We start from the raw sequence: 26304 nt of genomic DNA, 5'->3' as shown, positions 1-26304 counted from the left end.
ACGCTCAGCGCTCCGCGCCGTACGGCACCGGCTCGGTCACACCGGCCGGTACGCGGGTGCGGGGCGCGGTGGGCGTCGCGGCGGCCGTGCCGCCCGGTTCGGCGACGGCGGAGGGCACGGCGGCCGACGACGGCAGGGTGAGGGAGAGCTGCCCCCCGGCCGCCGCGGTCCAGCCGGACAGCGCGCCGGCGTAGGCGTCGCCGAAGCCCGTGCCGCCGCGCAGGGTGCCCGCGGGCATCGTCGCCGTCACGGCCACGCCGTCCGGCGCCTGGACGGTCACGGTGCCACCGACGCGGTACGCCGTGACCTCGCCGGCGTCGACGGCGCTCCGCCAGGCGGCGCGGTGCCGCATCTCGGCGCCGATGTCCTCCATGCGGAGGTTCACCACGGGGGTACTGTCCGCGAACAGGTCGTCGTAGCCGCCCAGTACGCCGTCCAGGACGGGGTAGGCGATGCGGTCCTCGGCGAGGTTCGACTGGTGGATGAAGTGCGGCCTGGGGTCGTTCGACAGGACGTGGCCGAGCGCGATCCGCGTCTCCAGCGGCACGATGTGCTCGGCGTAGCCCGTGGCGGTGTCCAGCGGGGCGGCCAGGCAGGTGGAGGTGGCGGGATTGTCCTCGCAGATGCCGCTGCCGCCCTGGGCGCGGCTGGTGTAGATCCAGTTGTACTCGTCGACCTGCTCGGCCGCCCGTGCGGCGTTGTAGAAGACGTTCATCGGGTAGCGGGAGACGGTCGTGGCGCTGCCGACCTGCCGCTGGACGGGATCGCGGGAGTTGTCCGAGGCGAGCCAGGCGATGCCGTTGTCCGCGAGGGCCGGGCCCAGGTTCGGGTTGTCCTCGGGCTGCTGCGGGGTCACCTTCAGGCCCGAGTGCTCACCGGTCACCAACTCGTCCTTCTCGAGCGGGAGTCCGGCGGTCTCGCCCCAGACGCGGTTGGTGGCGATCTCGTCGGCGATCTCGTTCCGGCTCACCCACTGGGTGCTGCCGTCGGAGTCGGTCGCGCACTTCCACGGGACGACGCTGACGTCCTGCCGGCAGCCGAGGAAGGCGTGGGTGTAGGTGTGGTTGATCCAGCGGAACCGGTCCCGGTCGGCGATCAGCTTGTCGGCGAGCGGGTCGGCTCCGTCGTTGTCCTGGCGGTGGTCGACGCTGCCGGAACCGTTGTAGGCCAGGTCGAGCGTGAAGTCCCGGCTGTCCTGCCAGGCGGTGGCGTGGTCGACGTCGGCCGGGACCATGCGGATCGGGTTCGGTGTGCCCTCGCCCGGCGGGCAGTCCACGTCGCCGGGCGTGCAGTTGAGTTCGGTGTCCCAGCGGTCGTCGGCGGCGAAGACGTCGTCGACGTGCACGGCGAAGTAGTTGCGGTCGGCGCCGAGGTGGACCCCGTCGGTCATCCACTCCACGATGCCCCGGGCCAGCAGCCGGAACTGCCGCTGGTGCTGGTTGTAGACGAAGGTGACGACGAGTTCGCGCCGCCCGTCGTGCCGGTACTCGCCCACCAGGGAGCCCTTCGTGGGCCGACCGGGTATGGACGCCTGGACGTAGGGCACGAAGTCGGCGCCCGGCGCGGGTGTCGAGAGGTAGGCGTAGGACTCGCCCACGGTGGGGGAGTTGTCCTCGAAGGGGACGGCGCCGTCCAGGTAGCCGAAGGGGCCGGCCAGTCCGGCCGGCGTCACCTCCGCGCGGACGCCGTCGACGCTGCCGGCGTACCCGGTGCCGACGGCGGGCTGGAGTCCGACCTCGGGGCGCGCGTAGGTGTAGGCGTCGACCTGGGGGATCGCGTACGTCCGCTCGTAGGACGCGAGGGCGGCCATCTCCGCGGAGTCCGCCGGGAACGGGTTGTCATTGGGCAGGACGACGGCCTGGAACCTGGCCCGCGGCCGTCCGTCCACGGTGTCCGCCAGGAAGCCGGCGTCGATCACGGGCCGGCCGGCGTCCTCGAGATCGACCTCCGTGTACGGCGTACCCGCGGTCTCCAACTCGGCGGCGATGGCGTCGGTGGCCGGGCCTCCGTCGCTCACGACCAGCACGCGCAGGTCGATGCGCGGGGCCGGTGCGTCGGCGTGGACCGGCCCGGCCGGTAGGCCGAGCGACGCGATCAGCGCGCCCGCTGCGAGCACCGTAGTGCGAATGGTCCGCTTCATGCGGTGAGATTCCCTCCCCCGGACAGGGGTGGGCACGCTCCTGCCGGAGCCGTGCCCACCCCGTGACCACGCCGTCGCCCCCCTGAGACGCCGGTCGTCGACGTTTCCGTCGCGTCACATAGTGAGGCTCGTGTGGAGCTTTCGTGTGCCTGCTGCGGAACTTGACGGAAAAGCGCATGTGTCCATTTGCCCGGAAGGGGCGTGGCCGTGAGCGGCCGGCGCACGCCCGACTCCGCACGTCGGACTGCCCCGTCAGGCCTGTGTGCTGCTGCGAGCCGGAAAGCGGCGGGCGCGGAATCCCGGCCTCCGTCGAGCCTGGGTGTCAATGGTCTCGACCGGTGCGCCGACCGGACGCGGAGCGAGATCAGGTCAACCGCGATGGTGCTCGCGCCGACGGCGGCCGGTCCGTCGCGGGCCGGCCGCCGTCGGCGTTCAGTGCGTTCCGTGCGTTCCGTGCGCTCGGTGCGCTCGGTGTGCTCGGTGCGCGCCGAGTAGTGGGGTCAGGAGCACAGGACGCGGGTCTCCGGGGTGTGGACCGGGCCGCCGTTGACGCTCGTGCCGTCGCTGAACTCGGCGTAGTAGTACGAGTAGAAGCCGATGTTGCCGTTGCAGCCGGAGTCGGCGGCGATCTGCAGGGTCAGGGTGACGGTGCGGCTCTGGCCGGGCGGGATGGTGGCTCCGTAGTTGGTGCCGAGGTTCGCCGGCCCGGTCCCGGTGCACGGAACGGCGCCGGCCTCCGAGGCCAGGCTGCATCCGGTGAAGCCGTACTTGAGATCGGGTCGCTGTGTGGTCAGCCAGGTCGGGTCGATCGTCTGGTAGACGAACCAGATGTCGTACGTCCTGTTGTTCTTGATGGTCATCGACAGGTTCACCGTCCCGCCCGGCTGAGTGGTCGCCGCGTCGGTGGCGAACGTCAGCTCGGCCGGGGCGGGGTCGGCGGCGCTCGCGGAGGGTGCCAGGCCGAACAGGGCGAGGGCGAGGGCGATGATCGTGGCGAGGCCGAGGCGTCTCGTTCGTGTGGATCGCATGGCCCGGGAGACTAGGCACGGCCCCGGCGCACCGTCTGTACCGCCGGGAACACGCAGGACCACACTCGGCCGGAAGTGTGTGTCCCGTGAAGGGCCTGTGACGGCCTCGTCACAACCGGTGGGGGCCGGTGTTCGCGCACGGCAGCGCCCGGGTCCGGCCCGGGGTTCGCGCGGGCCGGTCCTCCCGCCGTACCCCCGGTGGCAATGGCGGATTCCGGGTGCCTGCCGAGCGTGCGCCCGCGTGTCCGGGAGAGGTGTCCCCGGGCAAGCGGGCCGGCGGCCCGCCGGTCGGTCACGGGGGCTGCGTGCCCTCGGGCGGAACGGTGCTCGTCCCCGGCATGGGTGCACCGGTGTGGGTGCACCGGTGTGGTCCGCGACCTGGCGGTACAGGCCTGTGCCCCCGAGGAGGGGCACCGCCTCGGCGAGAGCCTTACTCCCGTGTGAAGACTCCCGCTCGCGCCGCCGCGACCGCGGCTTCCGCGGCGCGGTCCGCCGCCGCCTCGTCCAAGGGCTCGTCGGTGGTCAGCAGGCGGTAGTAGAGGGGGGCGGAGACGGCGCGGATCACCTCGCGCGTGTCGGTGCCCTCGGGCAGTTCGCCGCGTTCGACGGCCTGGCGGGCGCAGGGCTCCCACTCCGTGACGCGCACGTCGTAGAACCGGCGGAGCGCGGCGGCCGCCTCCCGGTCGCAGGTCGCGGCGGCGATCACCGCCCGGAAGAGCGCTCCCTGGCGCGGGTCGGCCAGCGTGCGCTGCACCAGTCGGGCGTTCGCGCGCAGGTCGCCGAGGAGCGTGCCGGTCTCGGTGCGGGGGAGCGACTGCTCGGCCATGTCCGTGAGCAGATCGGCGACCAGGTTGGCCGGGGTTCCCCAGCGCCGGTACACGGTGGTCTTCCCGGCTTCGGCGCGGCGGGCCACGTCCGCGAGGTCCAGGCCGGCCAGGCCGTGCTCGGCGAGGACGTCGCCGGCGGCCCGGAGTACGGCGGTCCGTACCCGGGCGGTGCGGCCGCCCGGACGGACGGTGCCGGGGCCCACGCCTTCAGATGTCATAACGGTACTCCGGTTCCATTAGTGGCTGGGTTGCTGTTAGCCTGTGGACATCTTAACGGAACGTGAGTCCCGTTAATGAGTGCCGCTCCGTGCGCGTCGCACACCCACCTCGACGGGACGGACGGCCGGACGAAGGGATGCGGTTGTGGAATTCAGGAGACTGGGCGCCTCCGGGCTCATGGTCCCGGCACTGAGCTTCGGCGCGGGGACCTTCGGCGGGCGGGGAGAGCTCTTCGGCGCCTGGGGCAGTACGGACGAGGCGGAGGCGCGTCGCCTGGTCGACATCTGCCTGGAGGCGGGAGTGACCATGTTCGACACCGCCGACGTCTACTCCGGTGGCGCGTCGGAGGAGGTGCTCGGCGCAGCCGTGAAGGGGCGGCGCGACCAAGTGATCATCTCCACCAAGGCCGGGCTGCCGACGGGCGACGGGCCGGCGGACGCGGGGACCTCGCGGGCGCGTCTGATCACCGCTGTCGACCAGGCCCTGCGCCGGCTCGGCACGGACTACATCGACCTCTTCCAACTGCACGCCTTCGACGCCGGAACCCCCGTCCAGGAGGTGCTCTCCACGCTCGACGACCTCGTACGGGCCGGAAAGATCCGCTACACCGGGGTTTCCAACTTCAGCGGGTGGCAACTGATGAAGTCGCTGGCCGACGCGGAGGCCCACGGACACCGGCGCTACGCGGCGCACCAGGTCTACTACTCCCTCGTCGGCCGTGACTACGAGTGGGAGCTCATGCCGCTGGCCCTCGACCAGGGTGTCGGAGCGGTCGTGTGGAGCCCGCTGGGGTGGGGCCGGCTCACCGGCCAAATCCGCCGCGGCCGGCCGCTCCCGGCCGGCAGCCGACTGCACGCCACGGCGGACTACGGCCCGCCCGTGGCCGACGAGCTGCTGTTCCGGGTGGTCGACACCCTGGACGCCATCGCGGCGGAGACGGGCCGGAGCGTGCCTCAGATCGCGATCAACTGGCTGCTGCGGCGCCCGACCGTCTCCTCGGTCATCATCGGCGCCCGCAACGAGGAGCAGCTACGGCAGAACCTCGGCGCCGTCGGCTGGAAACTGACCGAGGACCAGGTGGCCAGGCTCGACGCCGCGAGCGCCACGACGGCTCCCTACCCCTACTTCCCCTACGAGCGCCAGGAGGGCTTCGCCCGTCTCAATCCCCACCCCTTGCGGCGCGTGGGCGTCTGCCAGGACTGACCCGCGTGTTCCGGCGGTGCGGCAACGGCATTGTCAGTGCCGTGGACGAGAATGCGGGCAAGCGAGATCAACACCGGCCGGAGCGGGTAGGCGGTCTCGAGTCCCCTGTCCCGAAAGGTCACAGCCGATGCCGCTTACCGTCGTCCACGCGCAGAACGCCGAATCCCGCGCGACCGGTGGTCGCGGGCCCCGCCCGTGCGGTCCGCTCAGCCCTGCCGAGGCCGACGTCCTGCGGATCGTCGCCGACGCCCGCACCCCGGTGTTCGTCACCGTGCGCGAGGGCGGCCGGCGCAGATACAGCTACTGGCGACCGCTGGACTCGGCCACCGGCAGGGGCGGCTGCTACGCGGCGCTGCCCACCGCCGAGTGCGACAAGCTGCACGCCGCCGGCCGGATCGCACTGGGCGAGCCGCTGATCGACCCGGCCAGGACCACCTACCGGGTCACCGCCGCCCGGACCCCGACCGGGCCCCTGCGCGCCGTGCGGGGCCGGGCGCACGCGGCGTGAGCACGCAGACGGGAGAGCTACTTTGACGCCGGAGGGTGAGGAGACGGGGATGGCGAAGGGCCACGACGCCGGTGGCGACACCCCTGAGGAAGATCTTCTCGAGGGCCTGCGGATCGACGAGCGCAGGCCGGAGAAGCCCATCCTGCTCAACGCGGAGGGCAGGCCCATCGACACCTGGCGGGAGAACCATCCGTACGACCGTAAGGTACGCAGGGCGGAGTACGAGAGACAGAAGCGGGTCCTGCAGATCGAGCTGCTCAAGATGCAGCGCTGGGCCAAGGAGACCGGACAGCGGATCGTCGTCCTGTGCGAGGGCCGCGACGCGGCCGGCAAGGGCGGCACCATCCAGCGCTTCACCGAGCGCCTGAACCCCCGCGGCGCCCGTGTGGTCGCACTGGACAAGCCGACCGAGAGGGAGGCGGGACAGTGGTACTTCCAGCGCTACGTGGCTCACCTGCCCGCCCGCGGCGAAATCGTCTTCTTCGACCGCTCCTGGTACAACCGGGCGGGCGTCGAGCGCGTGATGGGCTTTTGCACGGAGCCCGAGTACCGCCAGTTCCTCCAGCAGGCGCCGCAGTTCGAACGCCTGCTCACCGACGACGGCATCCTGCTGGTGAAGTTCTGGTTCTCCGTCTCCCGGGCCGAGCAGCGGACCCGTTTCGCGATCCGCCAGGTCGACCCGGTCCGCCGCTGGAAACTCTCGCCGACGGACCTCTCCTCCCTGGACCGCTGGGACGACTACACCGCGGCCAAGGTCGACATGTTCCGGGCCACCGACACGTCGCACGCGCCCTGGACGGTGGTCAAGAACAACGACAAGCGCCGGGGCCGGCTGGAGGCCATCCGCAGCCTGCTGGACCGCTGCGACTATCCGACGAAGGACGACAAGGCCGTGGGCAGTCCCGATCCGCTGATCGTGGGCGCCGCCGACACCCTGCTCGAAGCCGGTGAGGAACCCGTCGACCTCTCGCCGACACCGCTGGCCGGACACGGTGACGGGCCGGGGACCCACCCGGACCGGGTGAACTGACCCCGGCCGTCCGCCCGGCAGACCCGGGTGGCGCCCGCGCCGGCGCGGGCCGCGGGGCGGATCAGTGTTTCAGGGCCGCCCGCAGCGCGGGATCCGCCGCCGCCCGCCACACCGACGGGAGTTCCTCCTGCCGGGCGCGGGCACCCGCCCGTTCCTGACCGTGGAGCAGGCCCCAGGTGAACGCGGTCTCCCCCGCCCCGTGGGCCGCCACCGCCAGCTTGCGCAGGGTGTCCTGGGCCACGACGGCGTCCTGGTGCTCGCCGAGCAGCTTCTGCACCGCCTTGGCACGCTTGCCGAGGCGGGCGACGGGCTTGCCGAGCGCCGGGCGCGCCACCTCGGCCGCGTAGCGGACCTTCTTGGCCGCCTTGCGCGCCTGGTGCAGCGCCGCGTCCCGGGACTGCCCGGGAGGCTGCTCCAGCGCGTGGTCCATGCGCCCGGCGAGGCGGTCGTACTCCTTGAGGACCGCCTTGGCCATGACCCGGGCCGGTTTGCCCGCCGCCCTGGCGCGCAGCGGCGGCCGCCGGACCAAATCGTCCAGCGCGTCCAGGAGGCGCAGGTAGCGGGGCGAGGCCAGGGCCTCCCGGGTACGCGTCCGGCTCTCGTCTCCGCGCGACACGTCCCACACCCGCAGCCGGGCGGCGACCGGGCCGAGCACCAGGTCGTCGGGCAGTTCGTCGACCGCGCCGCCGAGCCGTTCGCGCAACACCTCCTGGTCCCGCTCGACACCCAGCTCACCCGCCAGCCACTGGAGTTCGGCGCGCAGCGGATCGGTGGCCCGCCGGTCGAGCACCGACCGGTACGAGCGCAGGCAGCTACGCAGGCGCCGGCAAGTGACACGCATCCTGTGCACCCCGTCGGGCCGGTCCCGGCGGACCGCGGGATCCAGCGCCGCCAGGATGCCGGCCTGCTCGCGCACGTACGCCAGCACGTAGGCGCCCGGAGACCCGGGCACCACCTCACCGGGGGCCCGGCGGGACGCCCCCGCCTTGGCCGCGGCGCCGGTGTCCCGCAGCGCCCGGGCGAGTTTGGAGGGGCTGTGAGACCGGGCGATCCCCTTCTTGCGCAGTTTCCGTTCCAGGGTGTCCAGCAGCCCGGCGGGCGCCCCGTCGGCGAGTTCGACCTCCAGCTCGCTCCACTCGGCACGGCCACCGCCGGTCAGCAGCGACTCGGCGCGCACCGCGTCGAGACTCAGCTCGGCGAGTACCGTGCCCTCGGCGTCGCGGAGGTGCCGCACGGAGCGGGTGGACCTGATCCGAACGACGGGGCGCAGCTCCGCGCCCCGCGTGCGGGACAGGACGAGCTCGCGCAGCGCCTGCGGTACGTCGTCCGACAGGGCGGCCCGCACCTCCTCGCGGCTGTCCCCGGAGAGCGGCAGCTTCAGATGCCACCCGGCGTCCGAGCCGCCCGTCCGGCGGCGCAGGGTGACCGACGTGCCTGCCAGCCGCAGATCCACGGTGTCGTGGTACACCGCGTCCAGCTCCTCGGGCCCGGCCTCGGTCACCGAGGCGACGGGACCGACGCCGGTGAGGTCCGGCAGATCTTCGGCGCCGGGGGAGGAGGGCTCGTACTTTCGCTCTGTCTCACGCTTCGACTGGGTCATGATGTGTCCTTCGACGCGATCCGGCGGATCAAACGCGAGCTGCGGTGCGTAATGCCACGATAGGAGAAGCCGCCGCGGCACCGGCCCCACAGGGAGATCGCATGTCCGAGAGCCCGACGAGCATCGTGGCAGCGGCGTTCCGGTACTACCGGGCGCAGGACCGGGACGCGGTGACCGCTCTGTACGCCGACGACTTCTCCTTCACCAGCCCGCAGGACGACCACATCGGCGAAGCGGCGTTCTTCGAGCGGTGCTTGTCGACCGCCGGCCGGCCGCGGGAGCAGCGGTTGCCGCACGTCACCCCGGCGGACGGGGAGCTCGTCCTCGCCGGACCCACGGATGCGGACATGCGCCGCCGCTTCTAGCCGCCGGCGACGAGCCAGGGCCGGGGATCGGTGTAGTACCCGTCGAGGACGACTTCGAAGTGCAGGTGGGGGCCGGTGGACAGCCCGGTGGAGCCGACCCGCCCGATCGGGGTGCCGGCCTCCACGGTCTGTCCCGCGACGGCCTCCAGGGACGACAGGTGACTGTAGGTGGTCTCCAGCCGTTTGCCCTCGATCGTCCCGTGGTCGATCACCACGCGGTTGCCGTACGCGGTGGTCGGCGCGGCGAACACGACGCGGCCCCGCCGCGCGGCGACGACCCGCGCGCCCTGGGGCGCGGCGAAGTCCACGCCGGTGTGGAGCTTGGTCACCCCGGTCAGCGGGTGCTCCCGCGAGCCGTAGGGCGAGGTGATGGTGAGCGGGCTCACCGGAGCGGTCAGGAGAGCGCCGGCCGCCCCGCCCGTGCCGACGGAGTCGGCTCGGTCGAGTGCCTCGTAACGCGGGAGCAGGGCCTCGACCTCGGCGAGGTAGGTCTCGGCCGTCGGAGGTACGCGCCCCGACTCCGTCACGGCGTCCGTTCCCGAGGAGTACGCGGCGAGGGTCAGGTCCACCAGGTCCCCGTTGACCCGGCCTTCGGTGCGCAGGTCGGTCACCTCCTCGGCCAGGGAGCAGTCCTGTCGGCCGAGCGCCATGATGGCGTCCGCCGGATCACGGGGCGAGGAGCGCCCGTTGCCGTCGTCGTCCCTGCCCCAGGTCCGCCACTCGGTGTCGGTGAAGGCCGCTATGCCCTTCTGGCCGGAGAGCTCGTCCGTGTCGTCGCTCCAGCCGGAGAGCTGGTCGATCTGAGCCGCGAGTAGGGACGGTTCGAGGAGCGTGCAGGCCGAGGCGGCCTTGCGCAGCCACGGGATGTAGGAGGGGTCGATGTCGACCGCCGCGGCCTGGTCCGTGTCGGATTCCTCGGGCCACGGGGACGGCAGGCCGCCCGTCAGCGCGAGGAACGCGGCCACGCCGGTGACGGTCACCAGACCCGGTAGCAGCAGCAGCGTGACGGGGCCGGGACCGCGGCGCTTCCGCTTGCCGGCCCCCTCCGTCCGGCCCGGCTGTTCCGGCTGACCGGGCGCTTCCGGCTGACCGGGCTGTGCTGACCGCTGGGGCCGTTCCGACCGCTCCGGCTGTAGCCCGTCCGTGTCTTGAACCGCCTCCGCCGTGGTCAGCCGCTCGTCGTTCACCTGGGCGCTCGCCGGGACCTGATGCTCACGAAGCCGAACGTAACGCCCCGTTCCGCAGACGTCAGGAGACCTGGAGGCAGCAGGGGCTGCCCGAACGGGCAGAGCACCGGCGCCCGCCGGACGCGGTATCCCGCACACGAAGGTCATGTCCCGCTCCGAGGCCGCCGTCCCGCTGGACCGCACCGGCCGCCCCACCCGGGCCGCCCGGCGCCTGACCGTGTTCCGTCCGCCCGAACCCGCCGCCACCGCACGGCAGCTCACCGACGAAGTGGCCAACTGGCCCCTGATGCCGGTCCACGTCCTGGCCCGCGGCGAAGTGGCCCGCGCCCACGCACCGCTGCACGGAGTCGTCGCGCCGCAGCAGCTACGGCTCTGCCGGCTGCTGCGGGACACGGCGCACTGGCTGACCCCAGTCGGGCACTGGAACAGGACGTGCCCGCCGCCGACTTCGCCCGGTACACCGCCGCCACCGCCGCCCGGGACGGCGAGGTGCGCACGGCCCGCCCGCGAGAGCCGGCAGTGGAGCCGGGAGCTGAGCGCCGAGGCGGTCGGCCGTTGGGCGGTCCGGGTGCCGCGACGGCTGCACGAACAGATCGCGGAGCTGCCGGCGGCGGACCGCCCGGGCTGAAGCGCGACCGATCACCAGGGCGGTGCGGGGCGGACGGCGAGCACGGCGATGTCGTCCGCGCTGTCGGCGCCCAGGCCGATCAGCAGTTCGTCGCAGAACGTGTCGAGCGGCTCGCGCGCCAGATCGGCGGCGTGCCGGCGCAGCCGCTCCAGGGCGTCGTCGAGGGGTTCGTCCCGGCGTTCGATGAGCCCGTCGGTGTACAGCAGCAGCGTCGAGTGGGCCGGCAGCACGTGGACGGCGGTGGACCGGGGCGCGTGGGGGTCCATACCGAGGAGCAGACCCGCCCCGTCCTCGAGGTAGCGGGTCTCGCCCTCCCGGGTGGTCAGCAGGGGCGGGGGGTGACCGGCGGAGGAGTGCTTCAGCTCCCACGGGCCCTGGGCGGAGCCCTTGACCACCCCGTAGACACAGGTGGCGGTGGCCTCCTGGTGGAGACTGTGATTCGCCAGGTCCAGGCGGTGCAGCACCTCCGCGGGCGGCTCCTGGCGGTCCACGGCGATGCCGCGCAGCATGCTGCGGAGCTGACTCATGGCGATGGCCGCGTCGAGGTTGTGTCCAGTGACGTCACCGATGACGACGGCGGTGTCCCCCTGGGGCAGGACGAAGCTGTCGTACCAGTCACCGCCGACCTGCGCGGTGGCCGAGGAGGCGGCGTAGCGGGCGGCGAGCTGAAGACCCACGACCTCCGGCAGTACCGGCAGCAGGGAGCGCTGGAGCCGTTCGGCGATGGAACGGGTGTCCTGGTACAGACGGGCGTTGTCCACTCCCAGCGCCAGGCCGTGGACCAGGTCGTCGACCAGGGCGAGGTCCTCCTCGGTGAACGGCCGCCCGCCGGGCGCACGGGCCAGGGTCAGCGCGCCGAAGATCTCGCGGCGGGCCCGCAGCGGAGCGACGACGGCACTGCCCGCCCCGAGCCCCCGGAACAGCTCGAGATAGTTCCGGTCCAGCGCGCTCTCGGCCTGGCCCGGTGGCGGGGCGTCGGTGAGCAGCAGCGGCCCCGCACCGCGCAGCACACGGGCCAGCGGTCCGCGTGATTCCTCGGAGACGACCGGCAGCCTGACCTCGAACGTGTCGGGGCGCCGGTCCCTCGGATCGCGGTGGACGACACAGACCCGGTCCACCTGGGCGTGCTCGGCGAACAGGTCGACCGCGCACCAGTCGGCCAGCCGCCGCGTCAGCAGCCGGCCGGCGCGCCGCAGCCCGTCGTCCAGGTCCAGGGTGTTGTTGAGCTCCGCTCCCAGATCGGCCAGGAGTGACAGCCGGTCCAGCGCCGACATGCGGCGTGCGCCACCGCTCGGACTCCCGCCGCGGTCCGGGGCGGCCGATGGCCGGCCCCCGCCCGGCTCCGGTTCCGCCGACTGCGCACTTCCGCCGGGAACCCTCGGCACGTCGAGGGGCGTGGTGGCCCGCGGACTGAGCTGGGCGACGAAGACCGTACGGCCGTCGGCGGTCTCCTGGGTCTGGATGTACAGCCTGACCGGGATCAGCCCGCCGTCCCGGTGCAGCGCGGGAAGGGGCACGGAGCGGCCCACGATGCGGGTGCGACCGGTGAGCAGCATCGAGGCGAACGCCGTCGTGTGCCGCCGGCGCAGGTGCTCGGGGATGAGTGTGGTGAGCTTGCGTCCGACGAGGTCGTCCGGTGCCCAGCCCAGCAGGTCCGCCGCCGGTCCGTTCGTCGCGATGATCCGGTTGTTCTCGTCGGCCGCGATGGTCGGGACCCTGCTGCCCCGTACCTGGCCGGCGTCCCACGGTACGACCTCGGCCGCGCCGGTCTCCGGCTCGCGGGGCACCACCGTCCACGCGGTGGGGTGGCCCCCGGCGAGCTGTCCCGCGATCTGGTCGAAGAGCCATGCCTGGAAGGCGCGCCCGCGAGGCAGTGCCGGCAGCGTGAGCAGCCGTTCCTCCCCGGCCTCGTCCTCGGCGAGGTCCAGGACGCGGCGCAGGGCCCGCACCGAGGGCGCGGCGTCGGCCGGCAGCGGCAGGCGCAGGGTGCGCAGGTCCGGGTCGGGGAGCGGTTCCCGGAGCGCGGTCGTCACGCGGGCGCTGATCAGGTTGTTGATGTCGCCGGCGGCGGCCAGCTCCTCGGGCGACACACCGAGGGGCTCGCCGGTGGACGCGGCGAGGGTCAGTTCGCGCAGCACCGCGTGCCGGTGCTGCCGACACGCCGACTCCAGGGCGCTCGGTACGTCGACGAGCGTCACCGTCCGTTCGCAGGGGCACGGAGGCACGGCGGATTCCCACCCCGGCGACGGCGACGGCGACGGCGGTGGCGGGCCTTCGGGCCACAGTTCGAACCAGACCGCCTTGCGCTCGTCGTCGGCCTCCACCCCGTGTCGCGAGGCCAGCTTCTCCAGCAGGGCCAGACCCTGTCCCGTACCGGCGTACGGCGGCCAGTGCCGCGGTACGAGCGCACGGCCGGGCCGGCCGTCACCGACCCGTACGCGCACCCGGCCGTCGGGGCGTGACACCGCCACCTCGACCTCGGTGCGCGCGTGCAGCACCGCGTTGGTGACCAGCTCGCCGACCAGAAGTTCGGCGGTGTCCACCAGGTCCGGGACGACGTCGTCCAACGCGGCCCGTACGAACCGCCGAGCCGACGCGGCGCTCACCGGAGTCTCGGGAAAACGCCGTGACACCGCCGCCGGCGGATCGAGGTAGACCATGTCCTCAGTGTGCGCCCCGCACGGCCGGCCTCACAGCGCGCCATGCGCGTGTGCCCTGTTCGGGACGCCAGGGCTGTCCGCCGGCCGGGTGAGGTCTCCGGGTGGTGCGGGGGGCGGCCGGGGCTGGCAGGCGGGGGATTACTCCGATAGCTTGCTCGTGCGGCCCCGCGTTCTCCCCCGTACGCGGGGCCGCACCAGTGCGCACCGCCCCGGCCGGCCGGCGCCGGACCCGGCCCGGACGGGGGCACGCCCCGATCGTGACCACCGAGCCGCCGCGGCGGGCCCGGCCCGCGGCCCGGACGACGCGGTGGGTGCGCGGGTGGCACCCCAGGCCAATCGGGACGCGTCGTCTGCCGGCCATCCGGGAACGATGGAAGCGAGCCGGGCGGGAGCCGTGATCACCGGGCCGGCGCGGGGCTGGTAGCGTCGCGTGGTCGCGAGGGCGGCGCGAGAGAGGTGTCGGTGCGTGGGTGAGCGGCAGGACCGTGAGTGGGTGGCGATGACGCCGGGCGATTTCGACCGGGACGCCCCACTGGTCCTCAACGTGGCCACGGGACCCACGACCGTCCCGGCCGAGCCGGACGAATACGGCACGGCCCCCCTGTTCGGGGACACGGCGCCCGCATCGAGCACCCCGCGCCGCAACCGGCGGGGACGGCCCTCGTCCGCCCAGGAGCGGCTGTTCTGACCGTCCCCGCCGGGGCTCAGGACGCGGGGACCTCGTCCACGAAGTCCGTGCCGGCCGCACGGTACCCGGTGACCTTCGCGGCGACCTCAGCCGGGCTCAGCACCTGGTCCTTGACGTGCAGGACGTAGTCGACCTGCTGGTCGTAGGCGCGCGGGGTCGTCGACGTCTGGCCGTTGAGGTCGATCAGCCACTGGTTGAAGTTGATCGACATCGGCCGCTCGGGCAGGTAGCGGGCGTCATGCGTGCCGAAGTGCTGCCCGTCCACGTAGTACGTGATGGCGCTGTCGTCGATGGTGACGACGAGGTCGTGCCAGCCCGCGTAGCTCCGGCGCTGCTCCGAGTGCTGGTTGACGGCCTGCCAGGGCTCGGGGTCGTAGGTCTCCCAGGAGGTCGTGTACAGGATGTTCGACGGCTCGCCCCAACCTCCGTTCGGCAGGTACTCGAAGTCGTACTCGGCGTAGTCGTCGGCCATCGGGGCCTTGAGGTCGTTGATGGTGAAGAACGTCTGCACCAGGTGGTCCCCGTCGGGCCCCGACCGTGGGGCGTCGGAGAACCTCACGCGCGCCGCGTAGGTGCCGTTCTTGAACTTCATCGCCTTGGTGAGTACCTCGGTGTGCGTGGTGGACGCACCGGTGCCCGCCGTGGACGTCTCCAGGTTCATCACCGAGTTGCCGTCGGCGGCGACGAAGGTGACCTTGGACGGGTCCCAGGTGGCGCCGGGGACTCCGGGCCCGCCGGAGTTGGAGCGCACGCTCCAGCCGTGCGCGGAGATGTCGGGGTCCGTGTGCGAGCTGTACTCGAAGTCGTCGAACAGTGACTGTCCGCCGCCGGGCGGGTCCGTCGGGTCGGGCGGATCGGTCGGGTCCGTGGGGTCGTTGCCCTCGGGAGCCGCGCCCCACACGGTGGCGCCGTCGAGCTGGGCGGTGACCTTGTCCCAGTCGGCGTACGCGGTCTGGGCGCCGTCGAACGAGTAGTCGTCGCTCTGCCGGACCGTCTGCCAGTTGGTCTGGTGGAAGCGGAGCTGCATGTCACCGGTGTCCGCGCCGGGGGCCAGGGTCCCGGCCGCCGGGGTGAAACCGATCTCCAGGTAGCGGTCGGCCGTCGAGGTGGGGTTGCTCAGCGTGCCGAACGCGCCGGTGACGGCGGAACAGCCGCGCACCGCCCAGGAACAGGCGAAGCGGTAGGAGGCGTTCGGCGCGTCCGCCTTGAAGTAGTAGCGGATCTTCACCTGGCTGAGCTGCACGGCGGAGGTGCCGGTGTTGCGGACCTTGAGCCAGGGTTCCGTCTGGTCGGCGGTGGCTCCGCTCGCGCTGGTGCGGTACTGGACGGTGAGACCGTCGGCCGTGGCGGCGGCCTGGGCGGGCAGGGCGGTCAGGGCACCGCCGCCCAGGAGGGCCGCCAGGGCGAGCGCCAGGCGGGCGCGGCCGACGGTGGGGCGGGTTCTCATCCGGGATCCTTTCGGTATGGCTCCCGCCTGCGCGGAAGCACGGTCGGGTGGTGCGTGGAGTGGGGGGATACGACGGTGAACCGGCCCGGCACCGGGTGCTCAGCGCAGACCGCCGACCCGGGGCGGCACGGGTACGGTGGCCGGCGGGTCGGCGTGCGGGACGTTCAGGGCGTCCAGCCGGGCCCGGTGTCCGGCCAGCCGGGCGGCGAAGTCCCGCCAGCCCGACGTGCCGTCCCAGACCCGCTCGGCGAGCGCGCACAGCCGGGGGTACGTGAGGTACTCGATGTGCGCGGGCGTCCGGACGAACTCCGTCCACAACTGGCCCTGGGCGCCGAGTACTCGGGACGCGGCCGCCGGGTCCCGCGTCGGCGGTGCGAGGTCGACGCCGTACACCGCACGCAGGTCGACGACCGCGCCGGGCTGGGCGGGCGGTTCCTGCGGGCCGTGGCCGCGCGCGTAGTCGAAGTAGGTGGCGCGGTGGTCGGTGTGCACGACCTGGTGCCCGCGCTCCGCCGCCGCGTGGCCGTGCCCGGGTTCGCGCCAGCTCATCACCGTGCAGTCGAGCGGGAGGGTGACACCGTTCTCGGCCCAGACGACCGGCCGGCGCCCCGCGCGCACGAGGTGCTCGGCCATGCGGGCGATGAACCACGGATGCAGCGCGCGGGGCCCCGGCAGCCCTTCACGGGCGGCGCGGGCCCGAGCCGCCGGGCTGCGCTCCCATTCCGCGGTGGGGCATTCGTCACCGCCGATGTGGACGTACGGCGAGGGGAACACGTCCATCACCTCGTCAAGGACGGTGCGGAAGAAGTCCAGTACGTGGTCGTCGGTGCCGAGGACGTTCTCGCACACGCCCCAGCGCGTCCACACGTCCAGGCGGCGCGCGGGGTCGGTGCCCAACTCCGGGTGGGCGGCCAGGGCGGCGCGGACGTGGCCGGGCACACCGGTCTCCGGGAGCACGCTCACCCCGCGTTCGGCCGCGTACGCGACCAGTTCGCGCAGTTCCGCCCGGGTGTACGCGCCGACGTGCGGCACGCCGTCGAACCGGTCGCTGCCGGCCGGGCCGGCCATCGACTCCGGCCGCCGGCCGCCGACCTCGGTGAGCCGCGGGTAGGCGGCCACCGGCATCCGCCAGCCCTGGTCGTCGGTGAGATGGAGGTGGAAGACGTTCAGCTTGTGCAGTGCCAGCAGGTCGACGTAGCGCCGCAGGTACGACACCGGCTGGAAATGCCGGGCCACGTCGAGCATGGAGCCGCGCCAGGCATGACGGGGTACGTCGGTGATCTCCACGGCGGGCAGCTCCCAGGGCACACCGCGCACCGGCCGTTCGGACAGGGCCTCGTAGGGCAGGAGCTGCCGCACCGTCTGCACTCCGCGCAGCAGTCCGGCCGGACGGGCGGCGCGCAGCAGGGCCCCCTTGGGGCTCACGGTCAGGCCGTAGCCCTCGTCGCCGAGGCCGGTCAGGGCGGGGTCGAGCGCGAGGACGAAGGCGCCGTCGGCGGCCGCCTGCAGCCGCAGTCCGGTGGCCGGGGCGAGGAGCGCGCGCAGCAGTTTCGCGGCCGCTTCGGCTCCCCGGGTGACCCGCAGCCGGGTGGTGCCGTCCAGCCGGAAGCGGCCGGAACGCGTCGAGACGCGGCGGGGGCGGGGCACGAGGGCCAGTTCGGGGCGTGGCAGGTCCACGGGGCGGCTCCGGTGGTCGGGGCGGTGCACGACGGGTGGGGGAACGACGTACGCGATCAGCCCTTGACGCCTCCCGAGGCCAGCCCCGCCGTCACATGGCGTTGCAGGGCCAGGAAGATGACCAGCGCGGGCAGGGCGAAGAGGGTGGAGGCCGCCATGGTGGCTCCCCAGTCGGTGCCGAAGGTCGACTGGAACGAGGAGAGCCAGACCGGGAGCGTGCGGCTGTCCTGCTGTTTGATGATGAGGAAGTTGGCGTACGTGAACTCGTTCCAGGCCGTGATGGAGCCGAACAGCGAGGTGGCCATGAGACCGGGCGCCAGCAGGGGGAAGGCGACCCTGCGGAAGGCGCCGGTCCGGGTGCAGCCGTCGACCTGTGCGGCCTCCTCCAGCTCCGGGGGGATGCCGGCGATGAAGCCGCGCAGCACGACCACCGTGAACGGCAGCGTGATCATGAAGTAGATCAGAGTGAGTGTCGGGAGCCGGTCGAGCATGCCGGTGTCGCGGGAGATGATGTAGATCGGGATGATCAGCGACTCCCAGGGCGCCATCTGCGCGATGAACACCGCCAGCATGAACTGCCGTCGCCCGCGCCACCGCATGCGGGCCACGGCGTAGGCGGCGCCGAGGGCGACCAGCAGGGCGAGCACCACCGCGCTCAGCGTGACCAGGACGCTGTTGCGCCAGAACAGCGCGAATCCGTCGGCTCCGACGGCCCGTCGGAAGTGGTCGAACGTCCAGGCGCGGGGGATCAGGCGGGGATCGTACGACTGGATGTCCGTGGACGGTTTGAACGCGGTCGTGACCATCCAGTACACCGGGAACAGGCAGATCACCACGGTGAACGCGGCGGCGGCGTTGAGCGGGAGGCGGCGCAGGGCCCGGCGTGCCGAGGGACGCGTGGTGCTCACGGCTGCTCACCCTCCTGACGGAACAGTTGACGTAAGTAGAGGACCAGGACGCCGCTCATCAGCAGGACCGTGAGCATCGAGGCCGCGGAGCCCAGGTCGTAGCGCTGGCCGGCCAGCGCGGTCTGCACGGCGTACACCGGCAGGATGGTGGTGGCCTCGCCCGGTCCGCCGCGGGTCATCACCCAGATCTGCACGAACGCCTTGAACGTCCAGATCACTTCGAGGGACAGGACCAGCATGAAGATCGGCCTGATCAGCGGGAACGTCACCGAGCGGAAGACCCGCACGCCGCCCGCGCCGTCCATCCGCGCCGACTCGTACAGTTCGGCCGGCACCGTGACCAGGGCCGAGTACAGCGTGATCGCGGCGAACGGCACGGACTGCCAGACGATCAGGACCACGACGATGGCGAACGCGCTGGTGCCGTGCGCGAACCAGGGACGGCCCTCGTACGAGGTGAGGCCGAGGCCGGTGAGGGTCTCGTTGACGATGCCGAACTCGGAGTGGAACAGCCACTGGAAGACGGTGGTCGCCGCCACCACGGGCACGGCCCACACCAGCACCAGGGAGCTGAGGACCACGGTCCTGGCCGTCCTGCCGAGCCGCTCGGTCATCAGCGCGACCAGCGTGGACAGGACCATGATCGCGACGACGCTGACGGTCATGAACACGAAGGTCCGGCGCACCACCTCCCAGAACCGCGGGTCGCCCAGCAGGGTTTGGTAGTTGCGCAGTCCGACGAAGTCGGCGTCGCCGAGGATCAGTTGGCGCAGCCGGAAGTCCTGGAAGGAGATGAGCACGGCGCGGGCCAGCGGATAGACCAGCAGGTAGAGCATGCCCAGCACGGCGGGCGCGATCAGCAGGTACGGCCACCGGGAGCCCGGGCCGGGCCGGCCGCGCCCGCCCGGACGCCCGGGGGCGGCACGCGACGGGCGGCTCACCCTGCGCGGCATGCTCCGTTCACGGACGGTCGACACGGCGCCTCCTGCCTCTCGGGGGTCGGGCCGGCTGCTGTCAGGAGTCGCTGTTGAGCGTCTCGGTGATCGTCCGGGACGCCTTGGCGGCCTCTGTCTTGGCGTCCCCACCGGTGAGTACGGCCGTCATGTACTCCTTGATCGGGTTCTTGGCCTCGACCGCCGCCCACTGGGGTGTGTTGGGGGTGGCGTGTCCGTTCGCGGCGCCGGCCGCCATGGCGGCGGTGCCGGGGTCGGCGGAGACGGCACCCGCGAGGGTGGTCTTGTTCGGCACGTAGCTCATGGCGACGGCGAGCTTCTTCTGCCAGGCGTCCCCGGTCAGTTCCCGGATGAAGGCGAACGCCTCCTCCTGGTGTCCGGCGACGGCCGGGACGACCAGGTCGGAACCGCCGGTGAAGACGGCACCCGGCCGGTCGGCGGTCTTGCCGGGGACGGGGAAGAAGCCCAGCTTCCCCTTGAGTTCGGGGTTCTTCTCCTCGATGACCTTGGCGCCGCCGGGGACGGCGATGATCTGGGCGATCTGGCCCTTCGCCATGACCTCCGCCTGCGGCGGCTGGGCCTCGTCCGAGTCCTTGGGGCCCTTGCCGAGGGCTTGGAGGCGCTGGTAGAAGTCCATGGCCCGCAGTGCCTCGGGACTGTCGAGGCCGCCCTTCCACTCGCCGCCGGACTCGACGGCGAGGTCGCCGCCCTCGTCCCAGACGAAGCCGGAGAGGACGTACCAGTTCTGCCCGGGCAGGTAGATGCCCTGGGTGCCGTCCTCGTCGAGCTTGCCGGTGGCGGCGATCCACTGGTCCCGGGTCTTGATCCCGGCGGCGTCCACACCCGCCTTCTCGAACAGGTCGGTGCGGTATATCACGACCCGGTTGGCGGCGTAGTACGGGATGCCGTACTGCTTGCCGTCGTACGACCCGGGTTCGGCGAGCCCCTCGAGCCAGTGGTCACCGCCGAGCTCGTCCACCCGGTCCGAGAAGTCGGCGAGACCGCCGCTCTGGGCGTACTGGGCGACCTGGGTGTTGCCCACCTCGATGACGTCGGGGGCGTCGTTGCTGGCCAGCGCCGCGGTGACCTTCTCGCCGATGCCCTCCCACTCCTGGATCTGTATCTTCAGGTCGATGTCCGGACGGGACTTCTCGAAGCCCGTCTCGAACTGCTTCTGGAAGTCGGCCGAGACGCTGTCGCGCATGAGCCACACGTCGAGGGCCGTCCTGCCGGCCTCGTCCGACGCGTCGCCGGACGAGGAGCAGGCGGCGAGCCCGGCGCTGAGCACCAGCGTGGAGAACAGGGCGAGCGAGCGGTACTTCACGGTTCACCTCTGGGAGCCGGATCTGTGAGAGCTGGGCTGTGAGAGCTGGGCTGGGGGGAGCTGCAAGGGACGGCGCGTCCGCACTTGACCAGTGAAGGGGTCGAGGGCTTACCAGTCGGCGTTGGTCGAAGGTGGCATGGACCAATGAGGGCGTCAACCCCTCGCGTAGGAGCGGGATTTCGGCCCGACGGGTCGGTGGGTGGCTGGTTGGCGACCCATGTGGACAGGTAAACTCGGTTGACCAGCAGACCAGTTACGGGAGTACTGCATGGAGATCGACGCCGCCGCCTCCGGTGCGGTGCTCAAACGCGAGCGTGTACGCGACGCCATCCTGGAGCTCATCGAGGAACGGAGCCCGGGGGACCCGATCCCCTCCGAGCGCGCCCTGTGTGCCGAACTCGGGGTGTCCCGCCCCACTCTGCGTGCCGCGGTCGACGAACTGGTGCTCGCCGGGCTGCTGGTGCGCGAGCACGGCCGGGGCATGTTCGTCGCCGCCGAGAAGATCACCCAGGAACTGGTCTCCGGCCGGCGGGCCTTCAGTCTTCCGCCGGCCGCGGGCGCCTGGACCAGCAGGATCCTGGAGGTGCGTACCCTGCCCGCGGGCGCCCGCGTGGGCCGCAGGCTGCGCATGTCGCCGGCGGCGCAGATCCACTACGTGGCCCGGTTGCGGCTGGTCGACGGCTCGCCCATGGCCATCGAGTACCTGCACGTACCGGCCGACCTCGTCTCGGACCTGACCAGTGAGGAACTGGAGCAGGGTGACCTGTACGACCACCTGGGTGAGCGGCACGCCGTGCGGGTGAGTGAGGCCGTGCAGTCGATCGAGCCCACGGTGGTGACCCGCGCGGAGGCCGACCTGCTCGACGTGCCGGAGCTGTCCCCGGCGCTGCTCTTCGAGCGCCTGACCACCGACACGCGGGGCCGTCCGGTCGAGTACGTGCACTCCCTCTACCGCGGCGACCGCTACCGCATCGTCTCCCGGCTCACGCTCGGCCCGCGCGACCAGGCCCCGCCCTCGAGCGAGGGGCACCATCCGGGCATCCCGCCGGGTGACTTCACGAACGGGGACCCGGTCACGCTCTCGACGCGCGGGGTCGTGCAGGACGGAATGTAGCGGCCTTCCGGTGCGTGGAGTTGCTCGAAACGGCTTTGTATCGAGCACGTATTGACATGTAACGGCTGAGCACGCAGAGTCTTGCCCCGAAAGGCTCGAGCTGGACGGCTCGACCGCGCTCCGCCGCGTGCCATCGTGCTCCGCCGCGTTCCACCGTGCCCGACAACGCCCGACCGCGCCCCCGCCCGTGATGCCGACCGCCCACGAGGAGTGTTGCCGTCATGTCCGAAACGCCCGCTGTCTCACGCCGACTGCTCCTGGGCTCGGCCGTCGCCACCGGCGCGGTCGCGGCCGGGATGACCGCCTCGGCCCCGTCCGCGTCGGCGGCCGGGCAGGCGCCTCGCCGCAGGCCCGGCCAGAAGTCGATGATCGGCGTGCCGTTCGACGCGCACAGAACCGTCCGTGTCGGTGTCATCGGCCTCGGCAACCGGGGCGGCGGCATGATCACCGGCTGGGCGGCCGTACCCGGCTGCACCGTGACCGCGGTCTGCGACATCCGCGCCGACCGCGCGAAACGCGCCGCGGACCGCCTGGAGAACAAGGGCAACCCGCGCCCCGCCGAGTACGGCGGCTCCGCCGACTCCTACGCCCGGATGCTCCGGCGGGACGACGTCGACCTGGTGTACGTCGCGACACCGTGGGAGTTCCACTACGAACACGGCAGGGCGGCGCTGCTCAGCGGCAAGCACGCCCTGGTGGAGCTCCCCATCGCGACGGAACTGCGTCAGCTCTGGGACCTCGTCGACACCTCCGAGCGCACCCGCAGGCACCTGCTCCTGTCGGAGAACTGCAACTACGGCCGCAACGAGCTGGCCATGCTCAAGGGGGCGCACGACGGCCTGTTCGGGCAGATCACCAACGGCCACGGCGGCTACCTGCACGACCTGCGCGAACTCCTCTTCTCCGACACCTACTACACCGACTCCTGGCGGCGGCTCTGGCACACCCGCAGCACCGCGTCCTTCTACCCCATGCACGGCCTGGCCCCGATCGCGGCGGCCATGGACATCAACCGCGGCGACCGGATGATCACGCTGCGCGCCACCGCGACCGCCCCGAAGGGCCTGGCCGACTACCGTGCGCGCTTCGTGCCGAGGGACCACCCCTCCTGGAAAGAGACCTACATCAACGGTGACCTGGTCACCTGCATGATCGAAACGGACAAGGGCCGCACGATCCGGGCGGAGCACGACGTGAGCTCACCCCGCCCGTACAGCCGCATCAACACCCTCGCCGGCAGCCGCGGCATCGTGGAGGACTACGCCGGCCCCGCCCCGACCGGCGCCCGGATCTACGTGGAACCGGACCACAGCGGCCACACGTGGCGCGATTTCGAGGGCTACCGCAAGGAGTACGACCACTGGCTGTGGCAGAAGGTCGGCGACGACGCCGCGGGCAACGGCGGCCACGGCGGCATGGACTACGTCCTGCAGTGGCGCACCGTCCAACTGATGCGGGCGGGATTGGTGCCGGACATCGACGTCTACGACTCGGCCGCCTGGTGCTCGCCCGTCCCGCTGAGCGTCACGTCGCTGGCCAGGGGCGGCCGCCCCGTCGAGATCCCCGACTTCACCCGCGGTGCCTGGCGTGAGCGCCGGCCCGGACTCGACTCGGCGCCCACCGACATGCCGCCCGTCGGCTGACCGGAGACGGACGGCACGGCCCCGCCGCGGCACCACGAGCAGCCGCGGCGGGATCTCCCGGCGCGATCCACCGGCGTGCGCGTCCGACGCGGCGTCAGCGGGCGCGCAACCGGCCCAGTTCCTCCAGTGTCCGGGCGGCGGTGCGGGCCAGTTCCGGCCGGTCGCGTACGAATCGGCGGGCGGCTCGTACCGGTTCCCGGCCCAACCGGTAGAGGGCGCCGCCCGGCCCCGGGCGTACCACGGCGCCGGCGTGCACCCTGAGGTCGCGCGTCTTGAACGACTCCTTGTAGCGGGCCGGCCCGCTGCCCAGGTCGACCAGCTCGATCCCGTCGGCGGCGGCCGCCTCCAGCATCCGCAACAGCAGCAGGACCCCGGGGGAGTACTTGCCGTACGCGCGGTCGTACGCCGGGAACCACCAGGAAAGCACCGTGGGCGAGCGCAGGCCGAAGTGGGCGGCCACGGGCCGGTCCGCGGCGTAGAGCACGGACAGCACTCCTCGGCACTCGGGGTCGTCGCTCCGGGCGAGCAACTCCACCAGCCGGGTGATCCACGCCTGCGCGAACCGGTCCCGCCGGCCCGTTCGCCGGTACTGGGCGGACTTCCACCGCATGAGCGCCCGCAACGCGCCGGGGTCCGGGTCGTCGTACACGAACCGCACCGCGCCGACCTGCCGGGCGAGTCTGCGCTCCTTGGCGAGGGTCTGTTTGAGGAAGCCCGGCGAGTTCCGGCGCAGGCTCTCCAGGTACGGCCGGAATCCGGCACCGAGGCCGACGACGGGGGAGGCCAGTTCCTCGGTCGCGTGGGGTAGGAACGGGTCCTGGCCGGCCTCGAGACTGTCGAACTCCCAGGACGAGAGGGCGCAGGCCCGCAGCAGCGCGTGGGCGTCGAGGCGGATGCCCTCGCGCAGCACGGCGCCCTGGCTGTCCGACACTCCGAGTCCGATGGCCCGCCCGCGTCCCGCGACGCCCCGCTCGTGCGGGAAGTACCCGACCGGGAAACCGTCCTCCCGCAGCACCGCTACCGCGGCCCGCGGCCTCACCCGTCCCACAGCGGCGGTGAACGCCGGGTCCAGGAACGGATTCGCCGGAGCTCCGGAGGCGGCCCTGAGCTCCCGCCAGATCTTCTGGTCGTCCGCGCCGAGCTCGCCCGGCCCGACCACGTCTATGCGCCTTCTGGACACTCGCCCGCCTCCTGCGTCATCGGGATTCCGGACACACGAAGGCCTGCTGGCACCGCGCTGCGGTGGGGCAGCACTCAGGCCGCGCGGCGCAGGCCCTGTCGGTACTGCCGCTCAGCAGCGAAACGTTCGCAGCTCGGGTGCTCCTCGGGCGCCCCCGCCCGCTCCCGGCCCGCCCGCCGGTCCCGTGCGGCGAAGGTCCGTGCCGCCGCCCTGGCCCGCGGCGCCGGCCCGCGCCGGGACACACGGGGCGGCGCCGTCGTCCGCCCCGACCGCCTCCGCGGCCCTCGGCGACCGGACGGCGACGTGGCGGAGCGCCGGATCCGCTTCACCCGGGCCCGATTCCCCGGCCTCCTCGGCCGTCGCTGTCGCCGTCGCCGTCGCTGTCGCTGTCGCCGGCACTGCCGTCGTGGCCCGGTCCGGACCCGGCGCCGCGGACCCCGGCGGCCGAGGGGCTACGGCGTACAGCAGCGCCCATGTCAGCACAACTGCCGCCGCTGCCCATCGACGCCGCACTGTCGGACTCCTGACCTGCGTCCCGGCCGGGGGCTGACATACGGGCCGACACTGGACCAGTCCCCCGAATCCGCCCCGTCGTGCCTCCAGTAGGCCGAGCGCGACCCGCTCAGTCAAGCCCGCGTGAGACGAACCGGTACGCCCGGCTCGGCCCGGGGACTCAGCGCTCCGTTGCCGTTTCGCACCGGGCGTCTACGGCGGGTGGACGCCTGCCGGGGCCGTGTCACCGCCTCAGGACCGACTCGGGGCCCATGACGACGACCGGCTCCTTGTCCGGTTCCAGGGCGTTGAGCAACGTGCGCATGTGCTCCTCGCTCAGGGAGACGCAGGCGTTGGTCGGCCCGTCGTGGTCCACGTGGATCCAGACGCCGCCGCCCTTGTCCTCACCCAGCGGGCGGGTCTTGTCCAGGGGGGTGGTGCCGGGCACGCGGTTGTAGTCGATGGCGATCACGTAGTCGAAGGAACCCTCCAGCGGCTCGCCGAGATGCCCGGTGCCCGACACGGCGAACTCAGGGTCCTGGTCGTAGGGGAGCCGGGTGCCCGGGTCGGGCAGCCTGCCCCCGGCGTCACTGAGACGGAAGACGCCGATGGGCGTGTGCAGGTCGCCCGCCTCGTGCTCGTCGGTCCAGCCGCGCAGGCCGTTGTGGGCGGGCCACGGGCCGGCGACGGCGCGCCAGCCCTGCACGGGGTACTGCTCGTAGAGCACCGCCTGCGCCTCGTACGAACTCTCCGTCGGGCCCGTGACCACCAGCGCCTGCCGGGAGGCGTCCGGGACCCGGGCCCGCGTCGCCGGTCCGAGGCCGGGGAGGGGGCGGGGAAAGGAGCGCGGGGGCGCGGGCCGGGGCGACGCCGGCTGTGACGCCGAGCTGCCGGGCCTCGGCGAGGCCGGGGAGGAGGCGCCCGACGGCTGCTGGGCGCAGCCGGTCCCCAGCACGCCGGTGCACATGACAGCGCCGATCACCAGGGCCAGCGCTTTCCTGACGGTCATATCGATCTCCGACTCCGTGTGTGGACTACTCATTGCTAGACCACTCACGGAACCGGGTGGTGCGGCCGCCTCGCCGTCTCCCCCGTTCGGCGCAGGGAAGAGTGAGGGCGCGGGCGCTCCCACGGATCACTGCGAGGCGGCCGCCCCGACCGCGTGTTCCCCGGCCTTCGGACGCGGTTCGGGAGGCTCCCGCCGGAACCCGCGGGTCGGCATGCCCGGATACGCGATGCCGAGGACGAGCCAGGCGCTGCCGAGCAGTACGGCCGTGTTGTTCAGTTCGGTCGGCATGTACACGTCGGCAGCGGCCCCGAGGACGGCAGGACGACGTGGGTCAGGACGGTCAGCGCGGTGCCGCCCCGGCGATGGCGGAACCAGGTGGCGATCACGCGACACCACGTACATCAGACGGCCGGTGCTCGCCTGCCCAACTTCGCCGTAGCCGGCCGCCGTCAGCGTCATGGCCCGTCGCGACCA

The 26304-nt window shown here is 72.6% G+C and carries 22 protein-coding genes; 8 read left to right on the top strand and 14 right to left on the bottom strand.

Annotated elements, in window-relative coordinates; translation table 11 throughout:
- Window positions 1-4: 4 nt before the first annotated feature.
- From B1H29_RS02050 to B1H29_RS02040, 3 genes are all read right to left on the bottom strand, one after another.
- On the bottom strand, window positions 5-2140 hold the full coding sequence (locus B1H29_RS02050; RefSeq protein ID WP_055421407.1) for a hypothetical protein: 2136 nt from the start codon (window positions 2138-2140) through the stop codon (window positions 5-7).
- A gap of 500 nt (window positions 2141-2640) precedes the next feature.
- Window positions 2641-3168 carry a hypothetical protein gene (locus B1H29_RS02045; protein ID WP_055421408.1) on the bottom strand — a complete coding sequence of 176 codons (528 nt, stop codon included), beginning with the start codon at window positions 3166-3168 and terminating at the stop codon, window positions 2641-2643.
- A gap of 430 nt (window positions 3169-3598) precedes the next feature.
- Window positions 3599-4213 (bottom strand): TetR/AcrR family transcriptional regulator, encoded by a 615-nt coding sequence (locus tag B1H29_RS02040; RefSeq protein WP_055421409.1) that lies wholly within the window; start codon window positions 4211-4213, stop codon window positions 3599-3601.
- 145 nt (window positions 4214-4358) lie between these two features.
- Here B1H29_RS02040 and B1H29_RS02035 point away from each other — a divergent pair, with 145 nt between their 5' ends.
- From B1H29_RS02035 to ppk2, 3 genes are all read left to right on the top strand, one after another.
- Window positions 4359-5417, top strand: a complete 1059-nt coding sequence (locus tag B1H29_RS02035) for an aldo/keto reductase (RefSeq protein ID WP_055421410.1) — start codon at window positions 4359-4361, stop codon at window positions 5415-5417.
- 127 nt (window positions 5418-5544) lie between these two features.
- Window positions 5545-5925, top strand: coding sequence for a hypothetical protein (locus B1H29_RS02030; RefSeq protein ID WP_055421411.1), 381 nt, complete (start codon window positions 5545-5547; stop codon window positions 5923-5925).
- 49 nt (window positions 5926-5974) lie between these two features.
- On the top strand, window positions 5975-6955 hold the full coding sequence (ppk2, locus tag B1H29_RS02025) for a polyphosphate kinase 2 (RefSeq protein ID WP_055421412.1): 981 nt from the start codon (window positions 5975-5977) through the stop codon (window positions 6953-6955).
- Window positions 6956-7016: 61 nt separating this feature from the next.
- Here ppk2 and B1H29_RS02020 read toward each other — a convergent pair whose 3' ends face one another.
- Window positions 7017-8555, bottom strand: coding sequence for a CYTH and CHAD domain-containing protein (locus tag B1H29_RS02020; RefSeq protein ID WP_055421413.1), 1539 nt, complete (start codon window positions 8553-8555; stop codon window positions 7017-7019).
- 101 nt (window positions 8556-8656) lie between these two features.
- Between B1H29_RS02020 and B1H29_RS02015 the strand changes: the two genes are divergently transcribed.
- A complete protein-coding gene (locus tag B1H29_RS02015) occupies window positions 8657-8920 on the top strand; it encodes a nuclear transport factor 2 family protein (RefSeq protein WP_234393173.1) in 264 nt (87 codons plus the stop codon).
- On the opposite strand, the gene B1H29_RS02010 is transcribed toward B1H29_RS02015, so the two are convergent.
- Window positions 8917-10107, bottom strand: coding sequence for a M23 family metallopeptidase (locus B1H29_RS02010; RefSeq protein WP_055421414.1), 1191 nt, complete (start codon window positions 10105-10107; stop codon window positions 8917-8919). The two genes, B1H29_RS02015 and B1H29_RS02010, sit on opposite strands and share 4 nt — an antisense overlap.
- Window positions 10108-10252: 145 nt before the next feature.
- Here B1H29_RS02010 and B1H29_RS02005 point away from each other — a divergent pair, with 145 nt between their 5' ends.
- Window positions 10253-10735 carry a hypothetical protein gene (locus tag B1H29_RS02005; RefSeq protein ID WP_055421415.1) on the top strand — a complete coding sequence of 161 codons (483 nt, stop codon included), beginning with the start codon at window positions 10253-10255 and terminating at the stop codon, window positions 10733-10735.
- An 11-nt stretch (window positions 10736-10746) separates the two neighbouring features.
- Here B1H29_RS02005 and B1H29_RS02000 read toward each other — a convergent pair whose 3' ends face one another.
- Window positions 10747-13395 (bottom strand): SpoIIE family protein phosphatase, encoded by a 2649-nt coding sequence (locus B1H29_RS02000; RefSeq protein ID WP_055421416.1) that lies wholly within the window; start codon window positions 13393-13395, stop codon window positions 10747-10749.
- Between the two features lie 466 nt (window positions 13396-13861).
- Between B1H29_RS02000 and B1H29_RS01995 the strand changes: the two genes are divergently transcribed.
- The gene (locus B1H29_RS01995) at window positions 13862-14083 is read left to right on the top strand and encodes a hypothetical protein (protein WP_055421417.1); all 222 of its coding nucleotides are present in this window, start codon (window positions 13862-13864) and stop codon (window positions 14081-14083) included.
- Between the two features lie 16 nt (window positions 14084-14099).
- Here B1H29_RS01995 and B1H29_RS01990 read toward each other — a convergent pair whose 3' ends face one another.
- The 5 genes from B1H29_RS01990 to B1H29_RS01970 all read right to left on the bottom strand — a co-directional run bounded on the left by B1H29_RS01990 (window position 14100) and on the right by B1H29_RS01970 (window position 20392).
- Window positions 14100-15530, bottom strand: coding sequence for a cellulose binding domain-containing protein (locus B1H29_RS01990; protein WP_055421418.1), 1431 nt, complete (start codon window positions 15528-15530; stop codon window positions 14100-14102).
- Between the two features lie 99 nt (window positions 15531-15629).
- Complete coding sequence (locus B1H29_RS01985) at window positions 15630-17207, bottom strand: beta-N-acetylhexosaminidase (RefSeq protein WP_055421419.1); 1578 nt, start codon at window positions 17205-17207, stop codon at window positions 15630-15632.
- 56 nt (window positions 17208-17263) lie between these two features.
- A complete protein-coding gene (locus tag B1H29_RS01980; RefSeq protein ID WP_055421420.1) occupies window positions 17264-18115 on the bottom strand; it encodes a carbohydrate ABC transporter permease in 852 nt (283 codons plus the stop codon).
- Entirely contained in the window at window positions 18112-19092 is a 981-nt protein-coding gene (locus tag B1H29_RS01975) for a carbohydrate ABC transporter permease (RefSeq protein ID WP_055421421.1), read from the bottom strand. Before B1H29_RS01975 ends, B1H29_RS01980 begins: the two co-directional genes overlap by 4 nt.
- A gap of 37 nt (window positions 19093-19129) precedes the next feature.
- On the bottom strand, window positions 19130-20392 hold the full coding sequence (locus tag B1H29_RS01970) for an extracellular solute-binding protein (protein WP_055421422.1): 1263 nt from the start codon (window positions 20390-20392) through the stop codon (window positions 19130-19132).
- Window positions 20393-20660: 268 nt separating this feature from the next.
- Here B1H29_RS01970 and B1H29_RS01965 point away from each other — a divergent pair, with 268 nt between their 5' ends.
- On the top strand, window positions 20661-21506 hold the full coding sequence (locus B1H29_RS01965) for a GntR family transcriptional regulator (protein ID WP_055421423.1): 846 nt from the start codon (window positions 20661-20663) through the stop codon (window positions 21504-21506).
- 221 nt (window positions 21507-21727) lie between these two features.
- Window positions 21728-23149, top strand: coding sequence for a Gfo/Idh/MocA family protein (locus tag B1H29_RS01960; protein WP_055421424.1), 1422 nt, complete (start codon window positions 21728-21730; stop codon window positions 23147-23149).
- Window positions 23150-23243: 94 nt separating this feature from the next.
- On the opposite strand, the gene B1H29_RS01955 is transcribed toward B1H29_RS01960, so the two are convergent.
- The 3 genes from B1H29_RS01955 to B1H29_RS37915 form a co-directional block, all read right to left on the bottom strand.
- Entirely contained in the window at window positions 23244-24329 is a 1086-nt protein-coding gene (locus B1H29_RS01955; protein ID WP_055421425.1) for a GNAT family N-acetyltransferase, read from the bottom strand.
- A gap of 736 nt (window positions 24330-25065) precedes the next feature.
- Window positions 25066-25830, bottom strand: coding sequence for a L,D-transpeptidase family protein (locus tag B1H29_RS01950; RefSeq protein WP_055421426.1), 765 nt, complete (start codon window positions 25828-25830; stop codon window positions 25066-25068).
- Window positions 25831-25956: 126 nt separating this feature from the next.
- The gene (locus B1H29_RS37915; RefSeq protein WP_159027762.1) at window positions 25957-26118 is read right to left on the bottom strand and encodes a hypothetical protein; all 162 of its coding nucleotides are present in this window, start codon (window positions 26116-26118) and stop codon (window positions 25957-25959) included.
- Window positions 26119-26304: the final 186 nt, after the last annotated feature.

Origin of the sequence: Streptomyces pactum (genome assembly GCF_002005225.1) — a bacterium.
Classification (GTDB): Bacteria; Actinomycetota; Actinomycetes; order Streptomycetales; family Streptomycetaceae; genus Streptomyces; species Streptomyces pactum_A.
This window is presented reverse-complemented; position numbering and strand designations above follow the sequence as displayed.